At 70.7% G+C, this 10,698-nt stretch carries 10 protein-coding genes and 1 pseudogene; 7 read left to right on the top strand and 4 right to left on the bottom strand.

All coding sequences use genetic code 11. The features are described from left to right. The 6 genes from I0Q12_RS33205 to purM all read left to right on the top strand — a co-directional run. Nucleotides 1-1,429 (top strand): AIR synthase-related protein (locus I0Q12_RS33205; protein WP_231610977.1); only part of this gene is annotated, 1,429 nt, incomplete at its 5' end. Between the two features lie 2 nt (nt 1,430-1,431). Continuing rightward, complete coding sequence (locus I0Q12_RS18560) at nt 1,432-3,204, top strand: alpha/beta-hydrolase family protein (protein ID WP_197253374.1); 1,773 nt, start codon at nt 1,432-1,434, stop codon at nt 3,202-3,204. After that, nucleotides 3,201-3,839 carry a CPBP family intramembrane glutamic endopeptidase gene (locus I0Q12_RS18555; RefSeq protein WP_248673583.1) on the top strand — a complete coding sequence of 213 codons (639 nt, stop codon included), beginning with the start codon at nt 3,201-3,203 and terminating at the stop codon, nt 3,837-3,839. The genes I0Q12_RS18560 and I0Q12_RS18555 overlap by 4 nt, the downstream gene beginning before the upstream one ends. A gap of 11 nt (nt 3,840-3,850) precedes the next feature. Next, complete coding sequence (locus I0Q12_RS18550; protein WP_197253370.1) at nt 3,851-4,240, top strand: sterol carrier family protein; 390 nt, start codon at nt 3,851-3,853, stop codon at nt 4,238-4,240. A gap of 80 nt (nt 4,241-4,320) precedes the next feature. Then, nucleotides 4,321-5,910 (top strand): amidophosphoribosyltransferase, encoded by a 1,590-nt coding sequence (gene purF / locus I0Q12_RS18545; RefSeq protein ID WP_197253368.1) that lies wholly within the window; start codon nt 4,321-4,323, stop codon nt 5,908-5,910. 151 nt (nt 5,911-6,061) lie between these two features. Beyond that, entirely contained in the window at nt 6,062-7,135 is a 1,074-nt protein-coding gene (gene purM / locus I0Q12_RS18540; protein WP_197253366.1) for a phosphoribosylformylglycinamidine cyclo-ligase, read from the top strand. Nucleotides 7,136-7,353: 218 nt separating this feature from the next. Here purM and I0Q12_RS18535 read toward each other — a convergent pair whose 3' ends face one another. The 4 genes from I0Q12_RS18535 to I0Q12_RS18520 all read right to left on the bottom strand — a co-directional run bounded on the left by I0Q12_RS18535 (nt 7,354) and on the right by I0Q12_RS18520 (nt 10,503). Further along, the gene (locus I0Q12_RS18535) at nt 7,354-7,545 is read right to left on the bottom strand and encodes a DUF3073 domain-containing protein (protein ID WP_197253364.1); all 192 of its coding nucleotides are present in this window, start codon (nt 7,543-7,545) and stop codon (nt 7,354-7,356) included. A gap of 203 nt (nt 7,546-7,748) precedes the next feature. Continuing rightward, nucleotides 7,749-8,705 (bottom strand): asparaginase, encoded by a 957-nt coding sequence (locus tag I0Q12_RS18530; RefSeq protein WP_197253362.1) that lies wholly within the window; start codon nt 8,703-8,705, stop codon nt 7,749-7,751. Beyond that, on the bottom strand, nt 8,702-9,376 hold the full coding sequence (locus tag I0Q12_RS18525; RefSeq protein ID WP_197253360.1) for an MOSC domain-containing protein: 675 nt from the start codon (nt 9,374-9,376) through the stop codon (nt 8,702-8,704). Before I0Q12_RS18525 ends, I0Q12_RS18530 begins: the two co-directional genes overlap by 4 nt. After that, entirely contained in the window at nt 9,373-10,503 is a 1,131-nt protein-coding gene (locus tag I0Q12_RS18520) for a folate-binding protein YgfZ (protein ID WP_197253358.1), read from the bottom strand. The genes I0Q12_RS18525 and I0Q12_RS18520 overlap by 4 nt, the downstream gene beginning before the upstream one ends. A gap of 55 nt (nt 10,504-10,558) precedes the next feature. On the opposite strand from I0Q12_RS18520, the pseudogene I0Q12_RS18515 reads away from it, so the two are divergent. Next, a pseudogene (locus tag I0Q12_RS18515) lies at nt 10,559-10,698 on the top strand (aminodeoxychorismate lyase); the annotation flags it as partial.

Here is a 10,698-nt window from a genome sequence, read left to right as displayed (position 1 = left end):
GGACCTCGGCGGCGCCGGCCTGTCCTGCGCGACCTCCGAGCTCGCCGCCGCCGGTGACGGCGGCATGCGCATCCACCTCGACCGGGTCCCGACCCGTGCGAAGGGCATGACCCCCGCCGAGGTGCTGTCCTCCGAGTCGCAGGAACGCATGTGCGCGGTCGTCGCGCCCGAGAACGTCGAGGCGTTCATGGCGGTCTGCAAGAAGTGGGACGTGCTGGCGACCGACATCGGTGAGGTCACCGACGGCGACCGCCTGGTTATCACCTGGCACGGCGAGACCGTCGTGGACGTGCCGCCGCGCACCGTCGCACACGAGGGCCCGGTCTACGAGCGTCCCGTGCAGCGTCCGGACTCGCAGGACGCGCTGATCGCCGACACCACCGCCGGCCTGAAGCGCCCGGAGACGGCCGACGAACTGAAGGCCACGCTGCTGAAGATGCTCGCGTCGCCGGCGCTGTGCAGCCGCAAGTGGATCACCGAGCAGTACGACCGCTACGTGCGCGGCAACACCGTGCTGGCGGAGAACGCCGACGCCGGTGTGGTCCGCATCGACGAGGAGACCGGCCGCGGTATCGCCCTGGCGACCGACGCGTCGGGCCGCTACACCCAGCTCGACCCGTACGCGGGCGCGCAGCTCGCGCTCGCCGAGGCGTACCGCAACGTCGCCACCACGGGCGCGACCCCCAAGGCCGTGTCCAACTGCCTCAACTTCGGTTCGCCGGAGGATCCGGCCGTGATGTGGCAGTTCCAGCAGGCGGTGCGCGGCCTCGCCGACGGATGCGCCCAGCTCGGCATCCCGGTGACCGGCGGCAACGTCAGCTTCTACAACCAGACCGGCTCGACCGCGATCCTGCCGACCCCGGTCGTCGCGGTGCTCGGCGTCATCGACGACGTGCATCGTCGTATCCCGACCGGCCTGGGCCTCGAGCCCGGCGAGACGCTCATCCTGCTCGGCGAGACCCGCGACGAGTTCGACGGATCGATCTGGGCGCAGGTCGAGCACAACCACCTCGGTGGTGTGCCCCCGAAGGTGGACCTCGAGCGCGAGCGGCTCATCGCGGAGATCCTCGTCGCCGGTTCGCGCGACGGCCTGATCTCGGCGGCCCACGACCTGTCCGAGGGCGGCCTCGCCCAGGCGGTCGTCGAAGCGGCGCTCGCCGGTGAGACCGGTTGCCGGATCCTGCTTCCCGAGGACGCGGACCCGTTCGTCACGCTGTTCTCCGAATCCGCTGGCCGGGTGCTGGTCGCGGTGCCGCGCACCGAGGAGTCCCGCTTCACGGGGATGTGCTCGGCGCGCGACCTGCCGTGGGTGCGGATCGGTGTCGTCGACGAGGGTTCGGATTCCGTGGAGGTGCAGGGTCGGTTCGCGGTGACCCTGGCCGAGCTGCGAGAGGTCTACGAGGGCACTCTTCCCGCTTTGTTCGGGTAGCCATGGCCAGTACCCAGGTCGATCGGTTGGCGTTGATCGAGGCTCGCCAGGGCCGGGTCATCGCCGCGGTCACCGATTTCGGTGACCGTCACCCCCTCACCGCGCGGGTGTGGGGGTGGCTGAGCCTGGATTTCACCGGTATCGCCTTCGCGGCGTTGTTCTTCTGCTGGTCGCTGTCGCCGTCGCTGCTGCCGCGCGACTGGTTGTTCCAGGGTCTCATCGGCGGTATCAATGCGGCGATCGGCTACGGCGTCGGATGTGCGGTGGGCTGGGCCGTCTACCGGTTCGTGTTGTCGTGGGCGCGTTGGTGGCCGCCGCCGATCCCCGTGCTGCGGGCGATCAAGGTCGCGGTGCCGGTCGCCGCGATCGTCGCGTCTCTGATGGCGTTGGTGTTCTCGGCGGTCCAGCAGCGTCAGCTCGCGGCGCTGATGGGCGCGGAGGGCACGACGACCAGCGGCTACCTGCGCACCCTGGCGCTGGCGCTCGCGGTCTCCGGCCTGCTCGTGGCCCTCTGGCGCGGTCTGCGCGACATCGGCAGATGGATTGCGTGGCAACTGATCCGGCGTCACCTTCCGGCCGGTCTCGCGCGCACCCTCGGCGTGCTCGTGGTCGTGCTGGTGACGGCCATGCTCATCGACGGCGTCCTGATCCGGGGGACGTACGCGATCGTCAACTCCGCGTTCAGCATCCAGGACGCCGAGACCCGGCCCGGTGCCGTCCAGCCGATGAACCCGGAGAAGTCCGGCAGTCCCGAATCGCTGGCCCCGTGGGACACCCTCGGTTTCGAGGGGCGCAACTTCGTCTCCCGCGGACTCCACGCCGGCGAACTCGAAGCCGTCAACGGCACCCCCGCGAAGGAACCCATCCGCGTGTACGTCGGGCTCGGCACCGCCGACACCGTCGAGAAACGCGCGGACCTGGTGATCGACGAACTCGAACGCACCGGAGCCTTCGACCGCAAGGTGCTGGTGATCATCCCGACGACCGGTACGGGCTGGGTGAACCCCACCGCCGCGCAGGCCATGGAATTGGTCCACAACGGCGATCTCGCGATGGTCGCGTGGCAGTACTCGTTCCTGCCCAGCTGGATCTCGTTCCTCGCCGACCGGGACAAGGCCGCCGAAGCCGGCCGGATCCTCGTCGACCGTGTCCACGAACGCTGGCTCGCCCAGCCGCCCGACCGGCGACCCGAGCTGTACGTCTACGGGGAGAGCCTCGGAACCCAGTCGGGGGAGGGGGCTTTCGACACCCTCGCCGACATCCGCGAGACCGTGGACGGGGTGCTGTGGGTGGGGCCGCCCAACGCCAACCGGCTGTGGCATCAGCTCGTCGATCGCCGCGACCCCGGCACGCCCGAGGTGCAGCCGGTGTACGCCGACGGCATGGTCGTGCGGTTCACCGACGACGCGGAAGACCTCGACAACCCGCCCAGCCCGTGGTTGAACCCGCGCGTGCTGTACATCCAGCACGCGTCCGACCCGGTGGTGTGGTGGTCGACCGACCTGCTGTTCACACGGCCCGACTGGCTGTCCGAACCCCCCGGGCCGGACCGGCTGCCGCAGATGCGCTGGTTCCCGATCGTCACGTTCTGGCAGGTTTCGGCGGATCTGACGAACGCGGCCGGCGTACCCGACGGACACGGCCACAACTACGGCACCGAGGTGCTCGACGGATGGGTCGCGGTGACCCAGCCGGAGGGCTGGACCTCCACCGACACCGAACGGGTGCGGTTCGCGCTCGAGGCGCTCGCCGGCACCCAGGGGCCGGAGAAGTGACCCGCTTCGGCCTCGTGGGACCGGCTGTCGCGGCGGGAGCGGTCGTGTGGAGCGCGACCCTGCCGTCGGCACCGCTCGGCGCGCACGGGCGCACGTGGGCGTCGGCAGGGGTGGGCGTGTGCGCGGTGGTCGCCGCCCGCGCGTCGGGCATGAACCGCACCGAGCTGGGGCTCGACCCCGCCCGCGTCCCGTCCGGATTGCGCTGGGGCGGTGCGGTCGCGGCGGCGGTCCTCGGTGGCTACGTGCTCGCCCTGACCGTACCCGTGGTACGCGACCGGATCGCGGACTCGGCCGGAGCCGGCCGCGACGACTTCTGGACCTGGATCACGTTGCACATCCCGGTGGGGACCGTGCTCGCGGAGGAACTGCTGTTCCGCGGGGTCCTGACACCGCTGGTGAGCCCCGCGGTGCACGCCACCGCGTTCGGGTTGTGGCACGTGCGGCCGGCGATGATCGCGGGGGACAGCGTCGTCGGGACGGTCGCGGTGACCGGCCTGGCCGCGCTCGGTTTCGACTGGTTGCGCCGGCGCAGCGGCAGCGTCCTCGCGCCCGCCCTCGCGCACCTGGCGATCAACACCGGGGGAGCGGCCGCGGCACGTCTGATGGGGACCCGGCGCCGCCTGCGCGTGTCCTAGGCTGCCTACCCGTGGCACCCCGCAAACCCGTCGACCCCGCCGAACTCAGAGACGCCCTGCTCCGGGTCGCGCCGTGGCTGCGCGGCGAAAGCGACGACCGGCCGGCGCGGGCGGATCTCGCCGCGGCGGTCCGGCTCAGCGCTCGCACCCTCGAGCAGGTGGCGCCGGGAGCCAGCGTGGAGGTGCGGGTACCGCCGTTCGTGGCGGTGCAGTGCATCGAGGGGCTGCGGCACACCCGCGGCACACCGCCGAACGTCGTCGAAACCGAGCCCCGCACCTGGCTGCTGCTCGCGACCGGCCTCCTCGGATACGACGACGCGGTCGCGTCCGGGAAGCTCGATGCGTCCGGGAGCCGGGCCGCGGAGATCGCCCACTGGCTGCCGCTGATGCGGGTCGTGTGACGAGTCCCGGATAGGGCTTACCGGAACCTGCTCGTAGAATGGGTATGCCCCGCCCTTGTCCAGCCCCAGGGAGCACCCCGGTGACCAGTGCCGATCTGTCGGTCCACACTCGCAATCTTCTCGCCTCCGATGAACCCGAAAACGAGCCTCGCGAGGAGTGCGGCGTCTTCGGAGTCTGGGCTCCCGGCGAGGACGTGGCGAAGCTCACGTACTACGGCCTCTACGCGCTGCAGCACCGCGGACAGGAAGCGGCCGGCATCGCCGTCGCGGACGGCTCGCAGGTGCTCGTCTTCAAGGATCTCGGCCTGGTGAGCCAGGTGTTCGACGAGCAGACGCTCGCCGCGATGCCCGGCCACATCGCCGTCGGCCACTGCCGCTACTCGACGACCGGTTCGACGACCTGGGAGAACGCACAGCCGATCTTCCGGACGACCGCCGCCGGCACCGGTGTCGCGCTCGGCCACAACGGCAACCTCGTCAACACCGCGGAACTCGCCCAGCGAGCCCGTGAACTGGGCATCATCGACCCCGCCCGGCCCGGTGCCGCGACCTCGGACTCCGACATCGTCGGTGCGCTCCTCGCCCATACCGTCGCCGAAGGCACCCTCGAGCAGGCCGCGATGAAGCTCTTCCCGAAGCTGCGCGGCGCGTTCTGCCTGACCTTCATGGACGAGCACACCCTGTACGCGGCGCGCGACCCGTGGGGCATCCGCCCGCTGTGTCTGGGCCGCCTCGACCGCGGCTGGGTCGTCGCGAGCGAGACCGCGGCCCTCGACATCGTCGGCGCATCCTTCGTCCGCGACATCGAGCCCGGTGAGCTGCTCGCGATCGACGCCGACGGCGTGCGGTCGTCGCGGTTCGCGAACCCCGAGCCCAAGGGCTGCGTCTTCGAGTACGTCTACCTCGCCCGTCCCGACTCCACGATCGCCGGCCGGTCGGTGCACGCGACGCGTGTCGAGATCGGCCGTCGTCTCGCGAAGGAACACCCGGTCGACGCGGATCTGGTGATCCCGGTGCCCGAGTCCGGGACACCCGCCGCGGTCGGTTACGCGCAGGGTTCGGGCGTGCCCTACGGGCAGGGCCTGATGAAGAACGCCTACGTGGGCCGCACCTTCATCCAGCCCAGCCAGACGATCCGTCAGCTCGGTATCCGGCTCAAGCTCAACCCGTTGCGCGAGGTGATCCGCGGCAAGCGGCTCGTCGTCGTCGACGACTCGATCGTGCGCGGCAACACCCAGCGCGCCCTGATCCGGATGCTGCGCGAGGCAGGGGCTCTGGAGATCCACGTGCGGATCGCGTCCCCGCCGGTCAAGTGGCCCTGCTTCTACGGCATCGACTTCGCCTCCCCGGCGGAGCTGATCGCCAACGGCAGCGGCACCCGCGACGACGCCGCACACGTCTCCGAACACGACTTCGACGAGATGGTCGAGATGGTGCGCCGCTCGATCGGCGCCGACTCGCTCGGCTACATCTCCATCGACGGCATGATCGGCGCGACCGAGCAGCCCGCCTCACGGTTGTGCGCGGCCTGCTTCGACGGTCGCTACCCGATCGCGCTGCCGAAGGAGCACGCCGTCGGCAAGGACGTCCTCGAGGGCGTCGTCGACGTCGAATCGGACACCCCTACGGTCCTCGACAACGACAACGCGGACGCGTTGAGCCGTCCCTGAGGTCCGGACTTTTCTCTCCTCGCGCACCGACGGTCCCGGCCGGTCCGGTACCGTAGGTGCGCGGCCGGCTGCTTTCGGCGTGCACACGCGCGTCCGAACGACGGTGCCGGCACACCTGTTCACCACAACTCGAGGCTGGAGCCGACAACCCATGACCGAGGACACAACCCCCGGAGCTTCCTACGCAGCGGCGGGCGTGGACATCGAGGCAGGCGACCGAGCCGTCGAACTGTTCGCGCCGCTCGCGAAGAAGGCGACCCGACCGGAGGTGCTCGGCGGCCTCGGTGGATTCGCGGGCCTGTTCGCGCTCAAGGGTGACTACAAGGAGCCCCTGCTGGCGTCGTCCACCGACGGGGTCGGCACGAAGCTCGCGGTCGCGCAGGCGCTCGACAAGCACGACACCGTCGGTCTCGACCTCGTCGCGATGGTCGTCGACGACCTGGTCGTGTGCGGCGCGGAGCCGCTGTTCCTCCAGGACTACATCGCCGTCGGCCGGGTCGTTCCCGAGCGGGTCGCGGAGATCGTCGGCGGTATCGCCGAGGGCTGCATCCAGGCCGGTTGCGCGCTGCTCGGTGGCGAGACGGCCGAGCATCCCGGTGTGATGGCGGACGGCGACTACGACCTGTCCGCGACCGGTGTCGGTGTCGTCGAGGCCGACAAGCTGCTCGGCCCCGACCGGGTCCGTCCGGGCGACGTGGTCATCGCCATGGGCTCCTCGGGTCTGCATTCGAACGGCTACTCGCTCGCCCGCAAGGTGCTGCTCGAGATCGGCAAGATGAGCCTGACGGCGCACGTCGACGAGTTCAGCCGCACGCTCGGCGAGGAACTGCTCGAGCCGACCCGCATCTACGCCAAGGACTGCCTGGCGCTCGCCGCCGAGACCGAGGTCCGCACGTTCTGCCACGTCACCGGTGGTGGCCTCGCCGCGAACCTCGCGCGCGTCATGCCGAAGGGCCTCGTCGCCGAGCTGGACCGCACGACGTGGAGCCCGGCGCCGGTGTTCGGGATGATCGCCCAGCGCGGTCGCGTCGAGCGCGCCGAGATGGAGAAGACGTTCAACATGGGCGTCGGCATGGTCGCGATCGTCGCGCCGGAGGACGTCGACCGCGCGCTGGCCGTGCTCACCGCCCGGCACATCGACTGCTGGACCCTCGGTACCGTCCGCAAGGCGCAGGACCAGGACGACGTGCGGGCCGTGCTGCTCGGCGACCACCCGCGGTTCTAGCCGGATCGGCTTCCAAAGCAAAGCACTGCGCCCGGGCCACCTGGATGGCCCGGGCGCAGTGCTTTGTGCTCAGGTGCGTGGCTGAGATCCCGGTACCGGGGAGCATCCGCGCCGACGGGTGCGGAACCCGGACGACGCACCGTGCGCGGGTGCGTCGTGCGCCAGTAAGGGGAGCCGGTGTTGCCGGCTCCCCGATCCGTGCGTGGGATTACTCTGGGTCAGCGACGCCAGTCGTCGTCCGAGTCGTCGTCCCAACCGGAGCGTTGTTCAGCGAAGACTTCGTCCCGGTGCGAGATGGGTTCACCACCAGACAACTCTCGCTGGAGGCTCTCGAAGTCGGTGGACGGCGAGCTGTACTTGAGTTGCCGTGCAACCTTGGTCTGCTTTGCCTTAGCCCGGCCGCGGCCCATGGCTAACCCCCTCGCGCTTTGACGGGGCGGCCTGGGGAATTTGGCGGCCCCGGTGATGTGAGTATTTTCCTGCGCTCCACTCTAGCGTGGAAAAGTTCGTTCCGCCTCCACACACCCCTCCAGGGCCGTGTCCGATGCGTCTCACCTGGGCACGACCTGCGGCGACAGCGCGGTTCGTCGGGGGTTCGTCTGGCGATCGGAGGTCAGAACACCCCCGGAATCGCGCGAACGGTGCCCACACGCTTGCCTCCACCGAGCACCGGCTGCGAGGCGAGCGTCGCGAGTTCCTCCGACAAGTCGACACCGAGACGGTGCAGCAGCGCCGCGGTCAACGGCAGCCGGGCGCGTTCGTGACCGTCGTCGATCTTGAACGCGAACGCGGTGCCGTCCGGCAGCGCGCCGGCGTGGATACCGTCGGCCCCTGCCTTGCACATCAGGCCCGGCACCGCGGTCATCAGGCGGACGTCGTCCTTGCCGGTTCCGGAGATCAGGAACGGGTGGGCGCGCAGCGCGTCGGCGACCGCCCGCTCGGGAGTGTCCGGGGCCGCGGTGACGAGCCGCGAGTACGCGCTCGCGAGGTTGAACAACGGCAGGGGAACGATGGGCAGGCCGCAGCCGTCGATGCCGAGTTCGGCGTCCTCGAAGTCGCCGGCCAGGTCCAGGACGGTGTCGACGACGGCCTGCTGCAGCGGATGGGCCGGGTCGAGGTAGGTGCGCGGATCCCAGTCGCTCGCGGCGCACGCGGCGAGCATCGCGGCGTGCTTGCCGGAGCAGTTCATGTACACCGTCCGCGGCGGCCGCCCGGACGCGAGGACCTCGGCGCGGGCCAGTTCGTTGCCCGGCAGGTCCGCCGGGCACTGCAGGTCGGTCTCGTCGAAGCCGTACTCGTCGAGCAGGTCCTCGACGAGCTCGACGTGCTCGGACTCGCCTTCGTGCGACGCGGTCGCGATGGCCAGCTCGGCCGTGGTGCGCGGGACGAAACCGTTTCGCAGCAGTGCCGTGGCCTGCAGCGGCTTGTTCGACGACCGCGGATAAATCGGCGTGTGCACCTCGCCCAGCGAGATCAGCACCTCGCCGCGCGGGTCCAGGACGATCAGGGACCCGCGGTGCACGCACTCGCGGAACCCGGACCGCACGACCTCCACCAGTTCGACGCTCACATCGCCCCCTGCACCTGTCGTACGGCGAGCCGCCGGCGGACCTTCTCGACGAGGGTCGGCGACAGATCCTGCTGCTGTTCGAGCAGCACCGCGAGCCGATCCGGGTCGCGTCCGGTGAACATATCCCGGACGGTGACGCCGTGTGCGGGAACGGACAGCACCTCGATCGGGTCGCCCGCAGCGACCGGGCCCTCGGCGACGACCTTCAGGTAGGCGCCGGTGTCGCCGCGCTCGGTGAAGCGTTTGACCCAGCGCGGTTCGGCCGCCCACCTTCCGAAGGTTCCGCAGGGGGTGCGCGGCTCGGTCACCTCGAGCACCAGACCACCGGTGCCGACCGCCCACCGTTCGCCGATCACCGCGTCGGTCGTCGGGATGCCGCTCAGCCGCAGGTTCTCACCGAACCAGCCCGCGGGCAGGTCCCGGCCGAGTTCGGACACCCAGCGCTGCGCCTCGTCCTCGCCGTAGACGTACACGGCCTTGTAACGGCCGCCGTGGTGCTCGGTGTCGCACTGACGGTCGCCGGTGAGGCCGTGCGGGCCGACGTGCACCGGATCGGACACAGGACGCTTGTCGATGGCCGTGACGGGAACCCGGCGGCTACCGCTGTCCCGGATCGCATGCACCACACACACCGCGTCCACCCGGCCGAGCCGGATGTCTGCGGCGGTCACCGGCCGCGCAGCCGTTCGACGGCCAGGCGGCCCGCCTGGACACCGGTGTCGTCCGGAACGGAGTCCGCGTCGATCGCCGCGGCGCAGGGTCCGGCGACCAACGCGGTTCCGGCGGGAACGGTGCGCTTGATCAATGCGAGCGCGATCGGGCCGAGTTCGTGGTGGTCGACGACGGTGCCCAGACGGCCCACGGTCCGGCCGTCGGCGGTCACCGGATCGCCGGGCTCGGGCCGTCCGTCGGCGGAACCGTCGAGGTGCAGCAGCACCAGGTGCCGAGGCGGCTTGCCGAGATTCTCGACCCGCGCCACCGTCTCCTGGCCCCGATAGCACCCCTTGTCGAGATGCACGGCACCGAAGCGGTCGGGCCCGCCGATCCAGCGGGCCTCGTGCGGGATGGTGCGCTCGTCGGTGTCGAGTCCGATGCGCGGGCGCACGGCCTCGACGCGCAGCGCCTCGAACGCCCACGTGCCGGCGGCGCGGGCGCCGGCTGCGGTGAGCGCCCCGAACACCTCGGTGAGCTTCTCCCGGGGCACCAGCAGGTCGTACGAATGGCCGGTCGGCCACGGCATGCGCCGCACGAACCCGCCGCCGCGCAGCGCGACCGCGTCGTACGGCCGGGCCGGCAGCGCCTCGAGACCCAGCGCGGCGAGGATGCGCGGGTCGCCGGACTCCGGTCCGAGCAGGCTCAGCACCGCCAGCTCGTTCCCGTCGCGGGGTTCGGCCTTGGCCCAGAAGACCATCTTGGTGAGGAACGCCAGCAGATCGGGTCCGCGCCCGGGTTCGGTGTCGATCCACGTGACACCGTCCAGATCGGTCTGCACGAAGTGGTGTTCGATGCGCCCGTTGGCGTCCAGGCTCAGGTTCTCGGCGGAGGTGCCGTCGGGCAGCGCTGCGACGTGCTGGCTCGAGATCGTGTGCAGCCACGAGAGCCGTTCCTCGCCGGAGATCGCGATGACGAACCGCGTCGACCGGTCGATCACCGCCGCTCCGAGCGTCGCGGCGCGCTGTTCACCGAGGGGATCGCCGTGGTGCCAGGGAAGTCCGGCATCGGGTGTGCCTGCGGGGGCGGCGACGGCGTCGGGGAGCGCGAGCAGTGGGCTTTCGGTCACGATCGGAAACTCGGCCACGACACCAGTCTATGGGGAACAAGGTCGTGGACCGCCAATGGATAGGGTGGGCGCCATGGCTGATCGGGTGCTGGTGACGCTGGACGGCGAGGTGCGGGACGCGGATGCGCCGCTGCTCCATGCCGACGATTTCGGTGTGCTGCGGGGGGACGGCGTCTTCGAGACATTGCTGGTGCGGGAGGGGCGGGCACGGAC

Origin of the sequence: Rhodococcus sp. CX (genome assembly GCF_015865005.1) — a bacterium.
Lineage (GTDB): Bacteria > Actinomycetota > Actinomycetes > Mycobacteriales > Mycobacteriaceae > Rhodococcus.
This window is presented reverse-complemented; position numbering and strand designations above follow the sequence as displayed.